The following is a 20,866-nucleotide window of genomic DNA, read 5'->3' as shown; positions in this document are numbered from 1 at the left end:
GACTAGCCATGGAATCATGGCTAGTCATAACGTCTTATTTCAGAGTGATTTTGGTGACTTGGTCGCGTGTTTCATCGTCTTTGCCGCGAGCCTTGTTGATGGAGAATATGTGACCTTTACCGTCGGTGCTCAAATGATTGGGCAAGCTACCGGCTTTGAGGTTGGCCAGCAGCTTGCCGTCCAGGTTGATGACGGCGATGGAGCCCGCGCCACGGCTGATCACATAGGCCAGCTTGTCTTTTGCATCCCACACCACACTCAAGGGACTGGCGCCAACGCTTACGGAATGCAGGACTTCACCTTTTTCAAGATCAAGGATTTGTATATTGTCGCTGCCTTGCGAGGCTACGAACAAAACATTGGCCTCGGGTGCGACCGCAACGCCAATCGAGCCTTCGGCACCCGGCAAGGCATAGACCTGTTCCACTTGCTGCTTGGCAAGGTCGATCATTGCGGCCTGGTTACTGGGCAGGCTGACGGTGTACAGTTTGCTGTTCCTGGCATCAAGAGACAGGCCCATAGGCTTGAACTCTTCCCCGCGAATGCCTGACTTGATGGCGATAGCGTCCAGCGGTTCGAGTTTCTGGGTATCGAATACTGCGATTTCACCGGCACCGAAAGCCGACACATAGGCACGATGATGCGCACTATCGATAGCGACATCACGGGCGTGTGGGGCGGCACCGGGTTCAAACTGCTTGACCAGGGACAAGTCGGATTGCTTGTACACGGCGACGGTATTGTCGCGGGTATTGGTGACCCATACTGTGCCCGCTGCATCATCGACCGCCACTCCAAAGATGGCCATGACCCGATTCTTGCCATTGACCATGCTGGTAGCAGCTGTAGCGCTGGCTTCAATTTTCAGTGTGTCTGGGTCGACCTTCATCAGCACTGATTCAGTAGCGGGGGGACGGCCTGCAGAGGAGGTGACATACAGCATGTTGCTGGCTGCACTGTAGGCGCTTTGATACATACCGGGTCGCAGGCGTTCCGAAACGATGGTGAACTTGTCCGCGCCGCTGAATTTAATATCAGGCGACACCTTAAGCTCGAAGACTTCGGCTGCGGAAGGCTTGGCAACTTGTACAACGATAGGATGGCGGCCGATGGCCGCATCGGCGGGGATGGCAATGCTGGTACTGAACTTGCCGTCCTGGCCAGCCGTCAGTACTTGATCTTTGGCTACGTTTTGACCGCTGCGCAGCAGTTGTATTTCCTGGCCTGCCTTGAATCCGGAGCCGTTAATCACTGCATTGCCGCCCGGCGTGACGACGCCGGGGCTGAAGACCCTGCCCTTGAAGTCGGGGTCGGGTTGATCGAATACGGTGTTGGACGCATACGCGCTGCCGGCGCACAGCGCCATGACAAGTACGGCCGCTGTCTGTTTCAACACGGCGGGTCTGTTGAAACGAATGCCAATAAGAGAGGTTTGCATTTATATTCCTTGTCGAAGCAGGTTGGTCAGCTTAAAAGGGTTTGGGACATACGGTTTATGGGAGAGCCGGCTGGCGGCTTGGTGTACAGACGCGCTTGGACGTAACGGCATGCATCAGCCGTAGTCTCCTCTGGCCGTCAGTGAGTCGGCTCTCACCAGTGCCAGATCGAGTGTGGGCAACAACTGTGTGGTTGCCTGTTCGCCGGTCAAGTGGGCGTGCAGCGAGGCTGTGTCGTGCACTGTTATGTTGGCCGCCCAGGGCCGCCACATATCCGGATGCAGGTCTTCGTCCTGATGATCCAGGGCGGCGCGATAGTAGAGCAGCGGGCCATTGTAAAAACGATGTTCGTGCTGACGCACCAGAGCATTGCTATGCTCGACCGAAGAAATAATGCCGTCGAGCTGAACGTCGGTAAGCTCACCCAGGGCATGCCCGCTGCCGCGCAGGAATTCAATCACTCCCTTGCGATTGAGTTTGCCTGCGCCCAGCGCATCGGGGTCGTAGCCGGCAATATGCATGATGGCCTTGTAGGCGGCGTCATGGGCCGGCTCGGGGCGTGCACGCCACACTTCGCTGGGATAAGCGTCAAGCATGCAGACTACGCCGACCGGTCGATGGCGCTCGGCCAGTACGCAGGCAACTTCGTGCGCAATAATCCCGCCCACCGACCAGCCCAGCAAGTGATAAGGTCCTTCGCTTTGCATGGTTTCGATTTGATCGGCATAGCGGTTTGCCAGCTCGTGGAGGGAATTGATGTTGGTACTGTCGTAACCGAGCCAGGGCGATTGCACGCCATGGACGGCACGCGTGGTAGACAGCTGCCGGGCCAGCAAGCCGTAGCACCAGCTCAGGCCACCTGCTGGATGTATGCAGAACAGAGCAGGCCGACCCTGGCCAGTATCAGGCTGTAAGATGAAATGCCGACCAAATCCATCGCCCAGGGCGGGGCGCTCCATGGTGTCCGAGCGGTCCAGATAAGCGGCCAGGCGGGATACGGTGGGATGTTCGAAGATGGCGCCCAGCGTCAATGCTTCCGAGAACTGTTTACGCAGCAGGTTGGCCAGCCGGGCTGCCAGCAAGGAGTGTCCGCCGAGCGAAAAGAAGTCGTCATCGGCTGCCGGCTCGGCATTCAGTTCGAGTACCTTCTTAAACAATCGGGCAAGTGTTTGCTCTGTGGCGGTCTGCGCCATGCGGCCAGTTCCAGCTGTAAAGGCAGGGGCGGGCAGGGCTTTGCGATCCAGCTTTCCGTTGGCATTCACGGGCAGGACGTCAAGCTCAATGATGGCGGAAGGCACCATGGCATCGGGCAGATGTTCGCGAGCGTATGTCAGCACGCTGTCCGGATCCATGGTGTGGCCTGCCCGCGCTGCCATATAGGCGACCAGACGGGTTTGCCCGGGTTGGTCTTCACGCGCCATGACCACCAGTTCGCGGCAGGCCGGGTAACGGCTGAGCACGGTTTCGACTTCCCCCAGCTCAATGCGCTGGCCGCGTATCTTGATTTGATGATCCAGGCGACCCAAGTACACCACCGCGCCATCGTTGCGCCAGCGGGCCAGATCGCCGGTGTCGTACATGCGAGCGCCGGGCTGTGTGCAAAATGGATCAGGGACAAAACGCTCGGCTGTCAGGTCGGGCCGGCCAAGATAGCCGTCGGCGAGCTGGCGCCCGCCCAGGTAAAGCGTACCCGCCACCCCAGGCGGGACAGGCCGCAGGTAGCGATCCAGGACATAAAGCTGCGTATTCCATACCGGCAGCCCAATGGGCAGCGGATCGGACGTATCGTCGCGATGTGCGCGCCAATAACTGACATCAACCGCTGCTTCGGTGGGGCCGTACAGATTATGTAATTCGGATTTGATGCGCGTATGGAAGCGGTCGCGCAGGCCGGCGCTCAGCGCCTCGCCGCTGCAGTACACATGCTCCAGCTCCAGCCCCGCGCTGCCGGGCTCATTTAAAAAAGCGGCCAGCATGGACGGCACAAAGTGGGCGACGTTGATGCGCGCCTTCCTGATGAACTGGGCCAGGGCGTGAGGATCGCGGTGCAAGCCGGGTAGGGCGATGACCAGCGGGGCGCCGCAGAGCATGGGCAGGAAGAGCTCCCATACCGACACATCGAAGGTATAAGGCGTTTTTTGCAGGAAGCAGTGCCCAGGCCCCAGCGCATAATGATTTTTCATCCACAGCAGGCGGTTGACGATGGCACGATGGCTAACGACCACCCCCTTGGGCTCGCCGGTAGAACCCGACGTGTAGAGCACGTACGCGGGGTCTTGCGGTGCCGGCTCCGGCCAGGCGGGAATGGTATCTGCTGTCGCGAACAAGGCTTCTACATTCAGGGCATTGGAGGAGGCGGCGAGCCTGGACCATGTACTGTTATCGCCAATGACGGCCGCGGGCTGCGCGGAATTCAGTATGCGTGCAATGCGCTCGTCGGGTTGTTCGATGTCGAGCGGCAGATAGGCTGCGCCCGCCTTCATGATGGCATGCAGACTCATGACCATGAAGTCACTGCGTGGCAGGGCGACGGCTACGATGTCGCCCGCCTTCACACCAGCCTGTCGTAAACCCGTCGCAGCGCGCCGGACCAGTGTCTCGAATTCGCGATAGGTGATGGAGTGATGGTCAAAGCGTAAGGCCTCGCGTTCAGGGTGGGCCGCGCAGCTTGCAGTGGTCAGGGCGCTGAGCGTGGTGTCAGGCGCGTCGTGTTCCGTCTGGTTCACCGCATATAGCCAATGCCGCGCTTCAGCCGGCCCCAGTGTTTCTACCGCCAACAGTGATTCGGCCCGCAAAGCCCTGTCTATGAACCCGACCAGCCGTTCCAGGTGGATGTCCAGGTCTGTCTGCTGATATAGCTTGGGATTGGCTTCAAGCTCGAGACGCAGTTCCGAGCCATCGGCGTGCGCCCTGAAATTGAAATTGAGGTCTTCAACCGGGCCGGCGCATAACACCTCTTGCCGGGCCTGCAGACGGGATTGCCCATAGGGCGCGTCAAAGGGCAAGATATTTACCAAAGGCCCGTGCAGACGGCGTTGCCCGCCCAGCAGGTTCAGGTCGCGGCGCAGCTGTTCGCTGCGATATCGGCCATGCTTGCGGGCCAGGCGCAATTGTTTGGCGACATTTCTGAAAAATGTGTCCAGAGGCTCGCACTGGTCAATATTCAGCTTTAGCGGAGCCACATTCATGATGGTTGCTACGCTACGTGCGCTGGCATTGCCCATACGCCCCATCCAGGGGACCCCTATGACGGTAGTGTCCTGGCCAGTATGTCGCTGCACATAGGCGGCAACCAGAGCGGTCAGCAGATCGGGCCAGCTACATTGGGCTTCGTCTTGCCGACGCTGCAAGCGGGCCACCAGCTCGTTGTCAAGTATGCAGCGGGCTTGCAGTATGCTGTGCGCGGTCAGGGCGGTGCCGGCGCCCAGGCTGGCGACTTCGTCCAGCTGTTGCAGACTGTCTTGCCAGAAGCCGGAATCTTCCACGCGTCGGGTTCCGGCCCGGTAAGCCAGGTCTTCCTTGACGACAGCTTCAAAGGGAGTGAGCGGCGTGCCTTGATTGCCCTGTTCGATCAATGCCTGGTATAGCTGAATGACGCGCTTTTCAATGAGCGACATTCCGTAGCCGTCGGCGGCCAGATGATGTATTCGTTGATACCAAAAATAATGATGATCGCCAGCTATAAACAGGACGTGGCGTGCCAGGGCATCGACAAGCGGATCTATGGGCGTGTGCAGGTCGCGCAGCATTTGCGCCCTGGCCATTTTCGTTGAGGCAGGCTCGGCGCTCAGGTCCACCACCTCCAGGGATGGCGTGGATGCGGCATCGAAATATTGCAAAGGACCCGATTCATGATCCATGAATCTCAAGGACAAGGCATTGGCTTCACGCAGAGTTTGACCCACAGCCTGCATGAACTCCGGAAGCTCCAGCGAGCCTTTGATTTCGGTGCAGTGCCCGGTATTGAAGATGGGGTTTTGAGGATCCAGACGCTGGGCGTACCAAAGCCCTTCCTGTGCTTCAGTCAGCGGTGTGGCGTGTCCCCGATCCTGCATGAAGTGAGGGTCGTCAGAAGACAGGATAATAAGATCGTTAACTTTCATGAAACGGGAATACGGATACGACGTCTACCACGTTAACTGAGTCAGCCTTGCTGGGCTGACTCGGCCAGCGACCACCAGTGTCCCAGCGTTGCATTCAGCGCCATTTCAGAAAAATCAATGTTTACACCAACGTCGCGCCATTGTGATGCAAGTGTCATGGTGCGCATGGAGTCCAGGCCCAGATCCATGAGGTTGTCATCATTGCCAATCTCGGAAGGATCTTCATGCAGGACGCGGGCAATGTCGGCTCGCATGGATTCAAGCGTCAGGGGAGTATTCATGAGTTTTGTTGTGTGGTGTCGAGTTGGGCGCGCAACTGCGCGCGCAGGGTCTTGCGGCTGATTTTGCCGACAGCGGTTTCGCTGAAAGTGTCTACAAAAATGATTTGATCAGGCACTTTGAAATCGGCTATGCCGCGTTCGCGCATCCATTTTTTCAGTTCGACGGCGCGCGGTTTTTCATTCCGGGGAATAATGAAGGCGCAGCTGCGCTCTCCGAGATAGGTGTCGGGTACAGATACCACGGCTGCGTCGAAAACGGCGGGGTTCGCAAGCAGGTGGTTTTCGATTTCTTCGGCAGAAATTTTTTCGCCTGCGCGGTTGATATGATCGCCCGCGCGGCCCTGTACGACCAGATAGCCGTCGGGAGTCAGTTTGACGATGTCACCGGTACGGTAGTAGCCGTCTTCAGTAAAGGAGCGTTGATTGGCGGCTGGATTGTTGTAGTAACCGCGTATGGTGTATGGGCCGCGTGTCAGCAGATGCCCGGCTTGACCGTCGGCGACGGCTTGTCCGTCGTCGTCGACGATAAGCAGCTCGTCGTCCGGGCTGATAGGCCGGCCCTGGGTTTCGATAATGGTTTCAGCGTCATCGCCCAGTCGTGTGTAGTTGACCAGGCCCTCCGCCATGCCGAAAACCTGTTGCAGCGTCACGCCCAGTGTTGGCCTGACCCGCTGGGCCACTTCGGGGATGAGCTTGGCGCCACCGACTTGTATGACACGCAGGCTGGATAAGTTGGGCTTGCTGCGTTCGGCGGCGTCGAGCCATAACATAAGCAAGGGGGGCACCAGACTGCACTGCGTTACTTTTTCTCGTTTAATCAGCTCGAAGCAGGCTTCGGGGCTGGGCGATAGGCTAAGCACCACACGTCCGCCCGCGTACAAGGTGCCTAGAAAGCCCGGAGAGCTCATGGGAAAGTTATGGGCCATGGGCAGGGCGCACAGCAAGACGCTATCGCCGTCCAGTTCGCAGATGCGTGCGCTTTCGCGCAGCGTGTAAATATAGTCGTCGTGAGTGCGGGGAATGAGCTTGGACAGCCCTGTACTGCCACCTGAAATTTGTAGAAATGCAATGTCTTGGGCAGAAGATGCGGTGGCGAGAACGTCTGTATTGGCGCCAGCCGCTTCAATGTCCTGCAGACTGGTATAGCGATCTGTGGCATCGCCAATGACGATCACATGCTCGACATCAGGGCAGCGCTCTTGCAAGGTGGTGGCCAGGCCAAGATAGTTGAAACCACCGTGTTCTGCCGCGCACAGATAGCCTGTGGCACCGCCCGATTTGGCGAAATGCTCGATTTCGGTGATGCGATGTGCGGGCAAGGCGTAAAGAGGAATGATACCGGCCCTGAACAACCCAAAAACAACGGTAATGAATTCTGGAATATTGGGCAGGTGCACAACAATGCGGTCACCCGCCTGGAAGCCTTGTGCCAGCAGGCCCGCGGCAATGGCCGACGCATGCTCATCCAGTTGCGCATAAGTCAGGTTTTTCGACCCGCCAACGACCGCGATGCGATCGGGGTGCTGCTCGGCCCGGCTACGCAATAGGGCACCAAAAGTTTCACCCTGCCAATGCCCGGCCTGACGATAGCGTTGTACGTATTCGTCGGGCCATCCATGCTGAGGGATAGTGAGATTGGTCATGAGAATGAGTGTTATTTAGCCAGTGCGCTATCTTAGCATTTTGTGGGCTGAATGTAGGCTGAAACAGAGCATGATCGCGTTCAGAGGCTCAAGTACGTCTGCCGCGTGGCCGATTTCGTGCAAGGCAAGATGCGTGAATACATGCAAGGGCTATTTCTGTACACTGATGAAGTGTTTTAGTGCATTTTGCGCAGCACTATGCAGCATGGGGCCATGTGCCAGGCCGGCCAGAATCTGAAGGCTGTTGTCCGGGTGGCCGGATGCCAACAGCGCCGAATGGAAGCGTTGGGCAAATGGTATGGTCGATACCCCCGGTTCGCGTGCTGCACCGGGAATGGCGGGTAGAGGGCGCCAGCGCTCGTCGCTGCCTATATAAAGATGCACAGGCGTGCTATTGCCTATGTCTAGCAGTGAGCCGGGGTGTCGGGCTTGCAGCAGAGCCAGCATATGCGGCCAATACCACCATAAGGATGGGCTGGCGGCATAAATGCGCTTGAATAAAGCAGGCGCTACCAGCCATCCGTAAAGGCTGAACAGGCCCGCATACGAATGACCGAAAAGCGTCACGGGGTCATCAGCGCCGTCCGGTGTATTCAGCCTGGGCAATACTTGCTGACGCAGAAAATCAAGCAGGTGATTCGCGCCTCCGCAGGGCCACTCGGCTTTCCTGGGATCGCTATCCAGCCCACGCGGGCCAGCAGGAGTATAGTCGTAGGCCCGCCAGGGCGCCAGGATGCTGCGTTCCGCAACACGATAGCCCAGACTGGCTATTTGTACTGTGTCCAGCGCTACCGAACTCAATGCTTCATCCAGGGTATCGTTCAGCCAATGCCCATCCAGAAATAGCAGTGTACCCAGACGTGCATTGGGCCGAATGCCGGCCGGCCGCCAGACACGCAAGCAGTACTCGCGGCCAGCATTATTGGTCAATAGGTGTTCTGTGGTGGAAAACGCCGGCATCAGTGACTGGCTCCGATCCTTACTTGTTCAGATTCACCATATAAGTACCCTGTAAGGGTACGGTCAAAAAGCGCTGGTTGATTTCATCCAGTGTTTTCTGGGCAGAGATGCCGGCAAAGCGTTCCGGATGTATCCAACCCGCAAGCGCCTCGATGAAGATGACATGCAGGGGCGAATCGTTGAAGGCATGCCATATGCCGTGGGCATTGCCGTGACGTATGGCGGGCAGGGCGCCCAGGCGGTTGTTGTCTATGACGCGCTCGAGGCTTAGTCGTGCTTCTTCTTCAGTAGCGCCTGCACCTATAGTCAGACCAGTGCGTGTGCGTTTTCCAGAGCCGGTGCCGGTTGCCACGTAGACGTCGGGATTGCGGGAGTTGATATATTCAAAGCTGAGCCTGCCGGTGACGGTCTTGAGCACGTCGCTGCCAATATTGTGGCCGCCCGCATATTCAACCATTTCGCTGAATGTACCTGTGCCGGGCGAGTTGCAGCAGTCGGTGCTGCCGGCATGCGCATGGACGAATACGGCTGGTCTTTCATCGGGAGGCAGGTCGGCCAGGCGTTCGGCCACGGCCGCCATATGCGATTCGTACAGCTTGATGAAGGCTTCGCTGCGTACTTCCTGACCGAGGGCTTTACCCAGTGCGCGCAGGCTGGGCACCGTGTTTTCCATCGGTTGTACAAAAAAATCGATGATCAGAACCGGTATGCCGGCCGCCTCGAACTGCCGGATGATCAGCGAATCGTTCGGATCCTGGCCTTTGCCTATGCCCGCGAAACTGGCTGTGAGCAGGAGCAGGTCTGGTTGCAATGCAAGTGCCTTTTCAACCGAGAAAGTATCGGCGGTATGGCGGCCTACGATGGGTATGTTTGCGATGGCAGGAAAGCGTTCCAGATAGCTTTGATATTCGTTGGAGAATGAGCTGCGGAATTCGTCCGACCATCCGGCCAGAATACTGACGGGATCGGGATGCAGCAAGGCCAGAACCTGCAAATGGCGGGCCTGCGTCAGGATAATGCGTTTGGCCGGTTGCTGCAGCGTCACGTTGCGGCCCGCTGCGTCGGTCACCGTGATGGGCTGGGCGCCAGCCATTGCGCTGCTCAGCATCAGGCAGATCAAAACGCATGCGCGTGCGAAACGTAATACCATTGTTTTACCTTACCGGGGCTTGAAGCCCATCAATCAGAACTTGCAACATACCCCGGGAGCAGGGTTCTATGCGGGTTTCGACACCGTAGCCGTCAGCCAATGCGGCAGGGGTAATCACCGTAGCCGGCGTACCTTCGCCCAACAGTGTTCCTCCTTTGATCATCACGGCATAGTCACTATGGCGTAATGCCACATTCAGGTCGTGCAGCACAATCAGCGTAATCAGGCCGTGTTCGTGTGTTTCCTGTCGCAATAAATCCATGACATGAAATTGATAGTTCAAGTCCAGTGCTGACAAGGGCTCGTCGAGCAGCAGCAGGCGTGGTCGACGAATCAGCGCCTGGGCCAGACCGACAAGTTGCTTCTGTCCACCTGATAGCTGATCCAGGTAATGCATGGACAGGTGCTCTATGCCCAGGCGCTGGAGCAGCATCATGACTTGGTCAAGATGTACTTGGCCCGCATCGGCTGAAAGAGCCGACGCCCGGGCTGCAACCAGTACGGATTCGAGCACGCGCAGGTGTACTGACGCCGGCAGGGATTGCGGCAGATAGACCACGTGCTGGGCTCGCTGCTCGAAAGAGATCTTGTTCAGATTCTGGCCATTCAGACGAACGGATCCATGCTTGAGCGGCAGCAGGCCCGCCAACGCCTTGAGCAGAGTAGATTTTCCGCTGCCATTGGGACCCAGCAGGGACACAAGCTGGCCTTGCTGCAGCGGCTGGAGCGTAAGATCGGGAATGATTGCCTGCTTGCGATAGGCAACTTGCAACTGGTTGACTTCCAGCATGGCCATCAATTGCTTTGGCGGCGTAACACCACCGACAGGAAGAAGGGAACACCGACCAGCGAAGTGACGATGCCCACGGGAACAATACTGCCGCTGGCAATATTCTTGGAGGCAATCGAAGCCAGCGACAAAACCATGGCACCGATCAGAGCGCTACCGGGCAGGTAGAAGCGATGATCTTCGCCAAACAGGCGGCGAGCAATGTGCGGTGCAATCAGGCCAATAAAGCTGATGGTACCGACAAACGAGACGGCCAATGCGGCAAGCAGGCTGATGCGCAGCAATGATGTCAGCCTCAAGCGCTGGACGTTGATGCCGAAACTGAAGGCGCGATCTTCGCCCAGGCGCAGGGCGGTCAATTTCCATGCGTCGCGCATGGCCAACGGCCATATCAGGGCCACGGCCAGTGCCATGACACCCACCTTGGGCCAGGTAGCCCGCGACAGACTGCCCATGGTCCAGAACACCAGGCTTTGCAAGTCTTCTGCACTCGCCACGAATTGCATGAGTGAGACCAGCGCATTGAATGAAAACACCAGCGCGATGCCAAACAGCACCAGGCCAGAACTACTCATGGCGCCCCAGCGGGCAGCCGCATCAAGCAGCAGGGCGGACACCAGCGCAAATACAAAAGCGTTGCCTGAAATCATCCAGGCGTGCGGCAAGCCTGGAATCGATAAGTTAAGGACGATAGCCAACGAGGCACCGAATGCCGCGGCAGAAGAAATGCCCAGGGTGAACGGGCTGGCCAGGGGGTTGTTCAGTATGGTCTGCATTTCGGCGCCGGCCAGGCCCAGGGCCATGCCCACCACAACAGCCATCATGGCGTAAGGCAGCCGGAATTGCCAGACAATAACGCGAACAGTGGGTTCCGCTGCAGAAGGTTGTAGCAAGGTCTGAAATAAATCAGACCAGGTAAGAGCCGAAGGCCCCAGCGTGAAATCGGCCAGCATCGAAAAAACAATAATGCATACCAATGCGGCGATCAGCAGCCAGCGCATCTTGAGCAGCTGCCGATATTGCGTTTCGGCCAGGCCCGTTGTTTGAGCAGAAAGCATTAAATGCCAAATGAGAATAATTTACAAAAAACGAAAGTATAGAGTATTCGGGCATTAGGGCGTGCTGATACTGCTCAACGAGATTGCCTGGCGGGCTTTAATCGAGCCAGCGGTCTTCTGCGTCTTCGAGCACCTCTCGGTCATCGAGAAGATCCCACGCAAAATTCATGAGACGCACATAGTCGGCATCGTCTACAGGCAGCATGAAACCCAGCTGGTTTTCGGGCGTGAGAGGGTTTTCGACGAACACGGCTGCCAGACGCGGATCGGCTTTACTGTAGTGCAGGGCTTCATACGTCTCGGTAATCATTACGTCGCCTTTACCTTCGGCAATCAGGGCCGGAATTTCAGCGTTTTTTTCATGTGTACTGACTTTGGCTTTTTTCAGGTTTTCGAGCACAAAGGCTTCGTTGGTACCACCGGGGTTCTTGATTACGCGGACGGACGCCTGATTCAGGTCGTCAACCGATTTGTATTTGGATGCCTGGTCTTTGCGAACCAGGGCTACCTTGCCAAAGGGGGCATAGCCGGGGAGCATATCGACCACCTTGATGCGGGCGACGTTGCGGGTGATGCCTCCAACCGCCACATCGAATTTGTCGGCCTGTAGGTCTTTCAGAAGATTGGGCCATGATGTTTGTACATAGTCGACCTTGACCCCCAATACCTTGGCCATGGCTTCAATGACGTCGATGTCGTGACCTTCATAGCCTTTGTCTGTCTTGATGGCGAAAGGCCGATAGTCGCCAGGCGTACCGACCCTGATGGTCTGGCTGTCCATGATGCGGTCCAGGCGTGGCCCGGCCTGTGCTGCGGTGCCCAATGTCATGGCCATGGCTACGCCAGCAACAAGACGAAAAAGAGGTTTCATGGTTCTTCCTTTTAGTATGAGTATGAAGACAGGGGTAAGAGAGCACGATGCAATCCAGTGCGGCTTGCTGTGGAACTATACCGAATCCTAGGTCATAGGCCTATGTGCCGGTTTGTGCAGAGGCTGCATAAAATTTAGCGAACTGGCAGAAAGTTGAAAAAAAACAGCCCTTGTACGTAGTTGATGCCGACGCGCCGCAGGTTTTCGTCCAGTAGATTGGCTACCAGATCAAGTCGGCCTATCAAAGCGCCGAATTCGCGTTCGAAGCTCAAGTTGGTGACTGCTGCGCTCATTTCATTGGCCCTGAGCAGTGGCGCGCCAGAAGGGCCTTTTCGGGTTGCCAGCAGCCAGGCAGCAGCTTCGATGTTGCGGGCGGCGTTATAGACATGTTCAGCGGTGAGTATGTCCGAAATGTAGAAGCGTGTTTTACCGTCGTGCGCACTGATGATCATGCTGGCCATGCCGGTTATGAAAGCGCCGACACGATCGCCCCGATAGGCGGGATCCAGCGCCACGGCAAGGATTTCAATGTCGCGCAGTCCGGCCAGTTCTGGTGGGGCGAGGCCGAGTTCGATCATGCTGCGCCCGCGCTCGATGGCGGCCTCTATGGTGGGTTTGCCGGTTTTTCGCCATTCAGCGGGGTTGCGACGATACAGCTTCTCGAGCAGGCGCTCAAGACTGTCCAGGTTATCCCGCATGGCAATGGTGACAGTACGATTGAAATCGGTTTGTGCGAGCTGGTCGAAGGAGATTTCTTCGGTATCTTGCCCGGAAGAGTCTGTATCAGAAGTCGGTATCGCACAGCCGGACAGCAATGCGCAGCCGGCCGTCAGAACGATAAGCGCGAGCGACTTGGTAATCCTGCGCATCATGCATGTTTCATTTTTCTGGCGTCGTCGCATAGTGCTTGAGGGGTGGCAGTCGCCTTTTGACTGGTGTGGTCTTGACAATGGAAGTGTTGGTTTCGGCCTGATCCGATAATTTGTCCAGAATGGCGTCCAGTTGCTCCATGGAGCGCACATTGAGGCGTGCGACGAAACAGTCCTCTCCCGTGACCTTGTCGCATTCAGTGAATTCTGGAATGGCCTGTATCAGGCGTTCGATGGCGTGCATACGGCCGGGCATGGGGCGAATCCGCACGATTGCCTGAAGCTGGTAGCCGAAGGATTTAGGATCTACCGTGACGGTGTACGCAGTCAGTACCCCGCGCTCTTCTAGTCGGCGCAGGCGTTCGGCCACGCTCGGTGACGACAGGCCGCTGATTTGGGCTAATGCCTTCAATGAACGGCGCGAGTCCTCCATGAGTGCAGCGATCAGAATTTGGTCTGTTTCGTCTGGCATGACATTTTTTAAGGTAAAAGATAAATATACCTTGCCATAAATAAGGAAAGAATACTATTTCTCTTTATATTTTCCATGGAACAACAGGCCTGAAAACGTCACACTTACACTATGCAAACATGGAGTGTAGGTAATGAAGAACGAGCAAATAAAACGTGGTTCCTTCGAGATGGCAAGCGCCATGCTCATTTCAGGAACGATAGGGTGGTTTGTGTTGATGTCCGGCCAGGCGGTGCTGGATGTCGTGTTCTGGCGCTGCGCCATCGGGGCCCTTACTTTATTATTGATTTGCGGGCTGATGGGATTTCTGAAGCCCCAGTTGCTCAGCTGGAACAAGTTCTTTTGGGCTGTGATCAGTGGCGTTGCCATCGTGGGCAACTGGCTGCTGCTGTTCGCTGCCTATTCACGCGCCTCCATAGGCATAGCAACCGCGGTATACAACACCCAGCCTTTCATGCTGGTCGGCCTGGGTGCGTTATTCCTGGGTGAGCGCATTACGCTCGACAAAGTGGCGTGGCTGAGCCTGGCTTTCCTGGGCATGCTGGCCATTACGCAGCAGCATGGAGCGGCGCCAGCTTATGGTGCCGGCGCCTATCTGGTGGGTGTCGCACTGGCGCTGGGCGCAGCATTTTTATATGCTGTGGCTGCCATTGTGGTCAAGAAGCTGACGGGTATGCCACCCCATTTGATTGCGCTGATTCAGGTCTGTGCCGGAATTTTATTGCTCGCCCCCTTTGCTCAGGTTTCAGCCTTGCCGAGCCAGCCACCGGTGGCCTGGCTTACACTGCTGGCACTGGGTGTCGTCCACACCGGTCTGATGTATGTCTTGCTCTATGGTGCGATCCAGAAATTGCCTACCTCGATAACCGGTGCCTTGTCGTTCATTTACCCGGTTGTGGCTATTTTGGTCGACTGGATTGCCTTCGGGCACCGACTGCAATGGATGCAATGGCTGGGTGTGGTGGTCATATTGTTCGCGGCTGCCGCCATGCGGCAGGGCTGGGGCTTGAGACGCCGCCCGGCGCTAGTGCCTTAAATAGAATAAAAAACACCTTATTGGAAAGCTCCTCATACTGGATCACTATGCCTATTTTGCTTGCCGTAACCGTTCTCTTCATGATGCAGGCAGCAGGCGAGGTCCTTGCGCGGCTTACGGGCTTGCCATTGCCTGGCCCACTTATCGGTATGTTGCTGATGCTGGTTGCGCTCATGGCATATGGCCGTGTCCCCACGGGTTTGCGTGATACCTGCCACCATATGCTGAAGCACTTGATGTTGTTGTTCGTGCCGTTGGTGGCTGGCATCATGCTTTATTTTGGGCCGCTGGAGAGTGAGTGGATTCCGTTTCTGCTGGCTTGCATAGTCGGTGTGGCCCTGACCATTATCGTTACGGCAGTTACCTTGCGCTGGATGATCCGGATCACGGGGCGTAGTGATTCATGATGGAAAACCTGCTTGCCGCCTGGGTCTATCTGGCCGATACGCCCCTGTTCTGGCTGGGCTTCACTCTGGCTGCCTATCTGCTTGCCGCGGTGCTTTATCAGCGCAGCGGCGGCAATCCGTTACTGCTGCCCGTTCTGGTTGCTGTCATTATCGTCATTGCCTTTTTGTACGCAACCGATACGCCGTATCCTGTATACGCCCGGCACACGTGGCTGCTGCAGTTTCTGATCGGTCCGGCAACGGTGGCGCTGGCCATCCCCCTATACAGTCAGCTGGATCGCCTGAAGCGCCTGTTTTTACCAGTTATGGTGGCGCTGCTGGCCGGTTCTTCCTGTGCCATCTTGTCGGCCTGGGGGATTGCCCGGTTCATGGGCGCCAGCCTGCCTACCCAGCTTTCCCTAGGCCCCAAATCGGCAACCATGCCCATTGCCATGGAAGTGGCTGCGATTAGCGGTGGCCTGCCATCATTGACCACGGTCGCCGTCGCCATTACAGGTATTTCGGGCGCCATGATGTCAGGCCAACTGCTCCGAATGCTTAAGGTACGCGATCCGGTTAGCCAAGGTTTTTCCCTGGGGCTCAGTGCACATGCCATAGGCGTGGCCCGGGCTTTTCAGGTCAACGAAACGGCCGGCGCCTTTGCTGCACTAGGCATGGGGTTAAACGGCATCGCCACCGCAGTGTTAGTACCTGTTCTGCTGTCTTTGCTGGCGCTTTTTTGATGCGGGCGCTATGATTTTGTCATCATCAGCGCCCATGCACGTACACTACCTTAAGTCGTCATGGCCGCAGGCATAACATCAGGAAGGAGACCTCATGACCAGTATTTTCGACCAGGACTTACCGCAAACGCCCGCCAACTACGCGGCGATGTCGCCACTGTCTTTTATCGAACGTTCCGCGGCCACCTATCCGCAGCAATTGGCGGTGGTTCACGGAACAGGTCCACAGGCCTTGCGCCGTAACTGGTCCGAGCTGTATCGCCGTTGCAGGCAGCTTGCCAGCGCCTTGAGCAAATCAGGCATAGGCAAGGGCGACACGGTTGCCGTCATGCTGCCCAATACTCCGCCCATGGTCGAGGCTCACTTCGGCGTGCCCATGGCCGGTGCGGTTCTCAACACCATCAATACGCGGCTCGACCCAAAAATGGTGGCATTCATGCTTGATCATGGCGAAGCCAAAGTGGTGATTGTCGATCCCGAGTTTGCGCCAACCATGAGCAAGGCCTTGGCCCTGCGTACATCGTCAGCGCCCATCAAGGTTATTGATGCGACTGACAGCTTGTATACCGGATCCAATCAGCCCATAGGCGATTCAGAGTACGAAAATTTCATCGCAGGCGGCGATCCTGATTTCGCCTGGTCGCTGCCTGGCAACGAATGGGATGCCATCGCCCTGAACTACACCAGCGGCACCACTGGCAATCCCAAAGGCGTGGTCTATCATCACCGTGGTGCGGCTACGGCGGCCATTTCCAATATTCTTGAATGGGATATGCCCAAGCACGCCGTGTATTTGTGGACCTTACCCATGTTCCACTGCAACGGCTGGTGCTTTCCCTGGGCGGTGGCAGCGCGCGCCGGGGTCAATGTATGTTTGCGTCGCATCGAGGCACAGGCTATTTTTGATGCCATACGCGAGCATGGTGTTGATCATTATTGCGGTGCGCCTATCGTGCACAGCATGTTGGTCAATGCGCCCGACAGCATCAAGCAGGGTGTTCCGCAAGGCGTCAAGGCCATGGTGGCGGGTGCAGCGCCACCTGCTTCCATGATAGAAGGCATGGAACGCATGGGCTTTAATTTGCTGCACGTCTACGGATTGACCGAAACCTATGGTCCAGCCACTGTGTGCGCCCAGCATCAAAACTGGGGCGATCTCGACATAGGTGAGCGTGCCCGCCTGAATGCGCGCCAGGGGGTTACCTATCATCTTGAGCGCGGCATTGCCGTCATGGATCCTGATACCATGCAGCCGGTGCCGGCCGATGGCGAAACCATGGGTGAAATCATGTTCCGTGGCAATATCACCATGAAAGGCTACCTGAAGAATCCCAAGGCTACACAAGAGGCGCTTGCGGGCGGCTGGTTCCACAGTGGTGATCTGGCTGTCATGGACCCGGATGGCTATGTCAAGATCAAGGATCGCAGTAAAGACATCATTATTTCAGGCGGCGAAAATATTTCGTCCATCGAAGTTGAAGACATCCTTTACCGGCATCCCGATGTATTGGCAGCGGCGGTGGTTGCGCGTTCTGATAAGCGCTGGGGCGAAACCCCTTGCGCTTTTATCGAGCTGAAAGATGGTGCTCAGGCGACACCTGAATCCATCATCGAACATTGCAAAAAACATATGGCAAGCTTCAAGGTGCCGCGCCAAGTGGTGTTTTGCGAGCTACCCAAAACGTCTACCGGAAAGATACAGAAGTTCGAGTTGCGCAAGCAGGCCGAAGCCCTGGAGGCGGCTGCCGTCCAATAGGACGAGTTCTTATTGTTTTTTTGTTTACAGGATTTATGTATGCCTTCATTTGATGTGGTTTCCGAGGTCGACAAGCACGAACTGAGCAATGCGATCGATCAGGCAAACCGTGAATTGTCCACGCGCTTCGATTTCAAGGGTGTGGATGCCAAGTTTGAACTTGATGGTTTTGTCGTGACGCAAACCGCACCCAGTGTGTTTCAGTTGAACCAGATGCTTGATATTTTGCGTGGCCGCCTGACTGCACGCAGCATTGATATACGGTGCATGGAAGTGGGTGACCCGCTTGAAAACCTGGGTGGGGCACGCCGCAAGGTGACTATCAGGCAAGGCATCGAGCAAGCTATTTCAAAAAAGCTGATTGCCGAACTCAAGGCCGCAAAGCTGAAGGTCGAGGCGCAGATCAATGGCGAAAAACTGCGTGTATCGGGCAAAAAGCGTGATGACCTGCAGAACGCCATGGCGTTGATGCGCAAGTCAGACGTCGATCTGCCTCTCCAATTCAATAATTTCCGCGATTAATTCCATTTTTACAGCAAGCGCGCACTTTGCCTGCGTCGCTTGCCTATTAGTGCGTACGCTTCGCCTTCGCGTTCACGCTTGGCCTGGAAACGGAAAGATTCAAAGTGCGCCTATGCTGCGCAAGACCGCTGCGACTTCCGCCAGACCTGCTTCGGTCAGCGGTGCTTGTGGTGCTATGGGCGCGCCGACGTCGTAGCCTTGCAGGAGCAAGCCTCCCTTGATGCAGGCCGCCAGATTGTATTTGGCGAATATCTGGTTCAAACGCCATAAGCTTCGTTGCAGCTCCAAGGCTTCATTCCACTTTTGGGCCCGGCAAAGCTCGTAGAGTCTGACGCTTTGCCGAGGCGCCACACAGGCGGGACCAGCCATCCAGCCTTTACCACCTATGAGCATGACGGCAGCGGGTATGTGGGCGCTCGCGGCAAATACCTCTATGCGGCCTTCGACCTGGTTCATGATGGACATCAGGCGCCCGGTATTCGAGGATGCGTCTTTGATATAGCGAATATTGGGTATGTGGCTGAGCCTTTCGAGCGTGGGTACGCTCAGGTCGCTGCGCTGGAAGTTCGGGTTGGTATAGATGACCACGGGCAGCGAGGTAGCCTCGGCAATAGCCTTGAAATACCGATAGACGCCATCATCGTCCACAGGAAAATATGCTTCCATAATGGCCAGAATGCCATCAGCGCCCATGGCTTCGTAGCGGCGGGTCTGTTCTTGCGCATCGCGCAAGGTTGTGGAGGCTACCCCCGGCACCACGGGTACTTTGCCCGCCGCTGCAGCGATGACAGTCTGGACGACCTCTGAGCGTTGATCGGCATTCAAATAAGCAAACTCGCCGGTCGACCCCAGAGGCGCGAGTCCATGCACGCCCGCGGCGATCAGATCGTGACACAGGCGGGTCAGAACGGCCTGCTTGACCAGGCCTTGGTCATTGACGGGAGAAACCAGATAAGGAAAAACACCGTGAAATTCTTTTGCTTGGGCTTTGGGCATTGATCTATGACTCGATGAGTGGCTGTGGGGCTCAGGGTTTAAGGCGGTAGCCTGTGCGGAAGATCCAGGCAATCAGCACCAGGCACAATGCCAGAAAGAACAGGGTCATGCCCAGGCTGACGTATATGTTTACATCAGCGATGCTGTAGAAACTCCAGCGGAAGCCGCTGATCAAATACACCACTGGGTTGAACAACGTTACAGTTTGCCAGAAGGGCGGCAACATATCTATGGAGTAAAAACTGCCACCGAGAAAGGTCAGGGGAGTGACGATCAGCAAAGGAACGATTTGCAGCTTTTCAAAGCCATCGGCCCAAATGCCGATAATGAAGCCGAACAAGCTGAAAGTAAGGGAGGTCATTACCAGGAAAAAGAGCATCCAGACCGGATGATCAATGCGCAAGGGCACAAAAAACGTGGCGGTGAGCAAGATGATGGCTGCCAGAATAATTGACTTTGTGGCAGCAGCGCCGACATAGCTGATTGTGATTTCCATATACGATATTGGAGCAGAAAGCAGTTCGTATATGGTGCCGCTGAATTTTGGAAAATAAATACCAAATGACGCGTTGGAGATGCTTTGCGTCAACAACGACAGCATGATCAGGCCCGGTACGATGAAAGCTCCGTAGCTGACACCGCTGACTTCGGTGATGCGATGGCCGATGGCTGCGCCAAACACCACAAAATACAACGATGTAGAGATAACCGGCGCAATAATGCTTTGCATCATAGTGCGCCACGTTCTAGCCATTTCGAAAAAATAAATGGCGCGCATGGCGTGAATATTCAAGTTGAGCTCCGTACCAGTTTCACAAAGATTTCTTCAAGTGAGCTCTGTTTGGTTTGCAGGTCCTTGAAGGCTATGCCTGCCAGACTCAGGTCTTTAAAGAGCGCGGCCATGTCGTTATGCTCGTGCTGAGTGTCGTAGGTGTAGACGATTTCGCATGCATCCTCGGACAGATCCAGTTGATAGCCAGACAGGCTCTGTGGAATCGATCGTAGGGGCTCGTGCAGTTGCAGCGTCAGTTGCTTCTTGCCCAGTTTGCGCATGAGTTCCTGCTTTTTTTCGACCAGCAGGATTTCACCGTTGTTGATCACACCGACACGGTCGGCCATTTCTTCGGCTTCTTCAATGTAGTGGGTGGTAAGAATGACGGTGACGCCCGTATCGCGCAGCGACCGCACGACCTCCCACATTTCTTTGCGCAGCGAAACATCCACTCCTGCCGTAGGTTCGTCCAGAAACAGGATTTGCGGCTCGTGCGACAGCGCCTTGGCAATCAGCACGCGACGTTTCATGCCGCCCGAGAGTGTTCTTAGCTGGTTGTCTTTTTTGCTCCACAAAGACAGCTGGCGCAGAATTTTTTCTATATGCGCCGGATTCGCGGGCTTGCCAAACAAGCCGCGGCTGAAACTGACGGTGGCCCAAACGGTTTCGAAGGCATCAGTCGTGAGTTCCTGGGGTACCAGTCCGATTTTTGAACGGGCGGCCCGATAGTTCTTGACGATGTCGTGCCCATCGGCGGTGACCGTGCCGCCACTGGGGGTGGCCAGGCCGCAAATAATGCTGATTAATGTGGTCTTGCCTGCGCCATTGGGGCCCAGCAGGGCAAAAATCTCGCCCCGATGGATGTCCAGATTGACGTTTTTAAGCGCCTGAAAACCTGAAGCATAGGTTTTATCAAGATTCGATACGGTAATAATGGACGGCATGGATGGATTCCGGCTGTTCTGCGTCAGGAGCTATAGTACACAGCTGCTTGTTGCGCTATCGTATATCAAACGGATATT

Annotated in this window: 19 protein-coding genes; 5 read left to right on the top strand and 14 right to left on the bottom strand. The window is 56.3% G+C overall.

Annotation, left to right across the window (positions count from 1 at the left end; translation table 11 throughout):
- Positions 1 to 34 precede the first annotated feature (34 nt).
- The 11 genes from ERD84_RS11215 to ERD84_RS11165 all read right to left on the bottom strand — a co-directional run bounded on the left by ERD84_RS11215 (position 35) and on the right by ERD84_RS11165 (position 13,633).
- Entirely contained in the window at positions 35 to 1,438 is a 1,404-nt protein-coding gene (locus ERD84_RS11215) for a YncE family protein (RefSeq protein WP_130039692.1), read from the bottom strand.
- A gap of 114 nt (positions 1,439 to 1,552) precedes the next feature.
- The gene (locus ERD84_RS11210) at positions 1,553 to 5,539 is read right to left on the bottom strand and encodes a non-ribosomal peptide synthetase (protein ID WP_130039691.1); all 3,987 of its coding nucleotides are present in this window, start codon (positions 5,537 to 5,539) and stop codon (positions 1,553 to 1,555) included.
- A 41-nt stretch (positions 5,540 to 5,580) separates the two neighbouring features.
- Positions 5,581 to 5,820, bottom strand: a complete 240-nt coding sequence (locus tag ERD84_RS11205) for a phosphopantetheine-binding protein (RefSeq protein WP_130039690.1) — start codon at positions 5,818 to 5,820, stop codon at positions 5,581 to 5,583.
- Positions 5,817 to 7,463 carry a (2,3-dihydroxybenzoyl)adenylate synthase gene (locus ERD84_RS11200; protein ID WP_130039689.1) on the bottom strand — a complete coding sequence of 549 codons (1,647 nt, stop codon included), beginning with the start codon at positions 7,461 to 7,463 and terminating at the stop codon, positions 5,817 to 5,819. Before ERD84_RS11200 ends, ERD84_RS11205 begins: the two co-directional genes overlap by 4 nt.
- Positions 7,464 to 7,613: 150 nt before the next feature.
- On the bottom strand, positions 7,614 to 8,423 hold the full coding sequence (locus tag ERD84_RS11195) for an alpha/beta hydrolase (RefSeq protein ID WP_130039688.1): 810 nt from the start codon (positions 8,421 to 8,423) through the stop codon (positions 7,614 to 7,616).
- A gap of 19 nt (positions 8,424 to 8,442) precedes the next feature.
- Positions 8,443 to 9,573, bottom strand: a complete 1,131-nt coding sequence (locus tag ERD84_RS11190; RefSeq protein ID WP_130039687.1) for an ABC transporter substrate-binding protein — start codon at positions 9,571 to 9,573, stop codon at positions 8,443 to 8,445.
- 4 nt (positions 9,574 to 9,577) lie between these two features.
- Positions 9,578 to 10,363: an ABC transporter ATP-binding protein gene (locus ERD84_RS11185; protein ID WP_130039686.1), complete on the bottom strand. Its 786-nt coding sequence runs from the start codon at positions 10,361 to 10,363 to the stop codon at positions 9,578 to 9,580.
- Between the two features lie 5 nt (positions 10,364 to 10,368).
- A complete protein-coding gene (locus tag ERD84_RS11180; protein WP_130039685.1) occupies positions 10,369 to 11,421 on the bottom strand; it encodes a FecCD family ABC transporter permease in 1,053 nt (350 codons plus the stop codon).
- A gap of 97 nt (positions 11,422 to 11,518) precedes the next feature.
- Positions 11,519 to 12,292 carry a transporter substrate-binding domain-containing protein gene (locus ERD84_RS11175; protein ID WP_130039684.1) on the bottom strand — a complete coding sequence of 258 codons (774 nt, stop codon included), beginning with the start codon at positions 12,290 to 12,292 and terminating at the stop codon, positions 11,519 to 11,521.
- A 134-nt stretch (positions 12,293 to 12,426) separates the two neighbouring features.
- The gene (locus ERD84_RS11170; RefSeq protein ID WP_371743170.1) at positions 12,427 to 13,164 is read right to left on the bottom strand and encodes a hypothetical protein; all 738 of its coding nucleotides are present in this window, start codon (positions 13,162 to 13,164) and stop codon (positions 12,427 to 12,429) included.
- Positions 13,165 to 13,171: 7 nt separating this feature from the next.
- Positions 13,172 to 13,633, bottom strand: coding sequence for an Lrp/AsnC family transcriptional regulator (locus ERD84_RS11165; RefSeq protein WP_130039683.1), 462 nt, complete (start codon positions 13,631 to 13,633; stop codon positions 13,172 to 13,174).
- Positions 13,634 to 13,766: 133 nt separating this feature from the next.
- On the opposite strand from ERD84_RS11165, the gene ERD84_RS11160 reads away from it, so the two are divergent.
- The 5 genes from ERD84_RS11160 (at position 13,767) to ERD84_RS11140 (ending at position 18,076) form a co-directional block, all read left to right on the top strand.
- Complete coding sequence (locus ERD84_RS11160; protein WP_130039682.1) at positions 13,767 to 14,669, top strand: DMT family transporter; 903 nt, start codon at positions 13,767 to 13,769, stop codon at positions 14,667 to 14,669.
- Between the two features lie 53 nt (positions 14,670 to 14,722).
- Entirely contained in the window at positions 14,723 to 15,076 is a 354-nt protein-coding gene (locus tag ERD84_RS11155; protein WP_130040038.1) for a CidA/LrgA family protein, read from the top strand.
- Positions 15,073 to 15,798, top strand: coding sequence for an LrgB family protein (locus tag ERD84_RS11150; RefSeq protein WP_130039681.1), 726 nt, complete (start codon positions 15,073 to 15,075; stop codon positions 15,796 to 15,798). Before ERD84_RS11155 ends, ERD84_RS11150 begins: the two co-directional genes overlap by 4 nt.
- A gap of 94 nt (positions 15,799 to 15,892) precedes the next feature.
- Entirely contained in the window at positions 15,893 to 17,554 is a 1,662-nt protein-coding gene (locus ERD84_RS11145) for an acyl-CoA synthetase (protein ID WP_130039680.1), read from the top strand.
- Between the two features lie 39 nt (positions 17,555 to 17,593).
- The gene (locus ERD84_RS11140) at positions 17,594 to 18,076 is read left to right on the top strand and encodes a YajQ family cyclic di-GMP-binding protein (protein WP_130039679.1); all 483 of its coding nucleotides are present in this window, start codon (positions 17,594 to 17,596) and stop codon (positions 18,074 to 18,076) included.
- A gap of 99 nt (positions 18,077 to 18,175) precedes the next feature.
- On the opposite strand, the gene ERD84_RS11135 is transcribed toward ERD84_RS11140, so the two are convergent.
- Genes ERD84_RS11135 through ERD84_RS11125 form a run of 3 tightly spaced genes read right to left on the bottom strand, consistent with a single transcriptional unit; the run spans position 18,176 to position 20,788 of the window.
- Positions 18,176 to 19,072 carry a dihydrodipicolinate synthase family protein gene (locus tag ERD84_RS11135; RefSeq protein ID WP_130039678.1) on the bottom strand — a complete coding sequence of 299 codons (897 nt, stop codon included), beginning with the start codon at positions 19,070 to 19,072 and terminating at the stop codon, positions 18,176 to 18,178.
- Between the two features lie 31 nt (positions 19,073 to 19,103).
- A complete protein-coding gene (locus ERD84_RS11130) occupies positions 19,104 to 19,865 on the bottom strand; it encodes an ABC transporter permease (protein ID WP_130039677.1) in 762 nt (253 codons plus the stop codon).
- A complete protein-coding gene (locus ERD84_RS11125; protein WP_130039676.1) occupies positions 19,862 to 20,788 on the bottom strand; it encodes an ABC transporter ATP-binding protein in 927 nt (308 codons plus the stop codon). The genes ERD84_RS11130 and ERD84_RS11125 overlap by 4 nt, the downstream gene beginning before the upstream one ends.
- Positions 20,789 to 20,866: the final 78 nt, after the last annotated feature.

The sequence above is a fragment of the Pollutimonas harenae genome, assembly GCF_004153685.1.
Taxonomy (GTDB): domain Bacteria; phylum Pseudomonadota; class Gammaproteobacteria; order Burkholderiales; family Burkholderiaceae_B; genus Pusillimonas_C; species Pusillimonas_C harenae.
The sequence above is the reverse complement of the archived record's forward strand: the minus strand, read 5'-3'. Positions and strand labels throughout refer to the sequence as shown.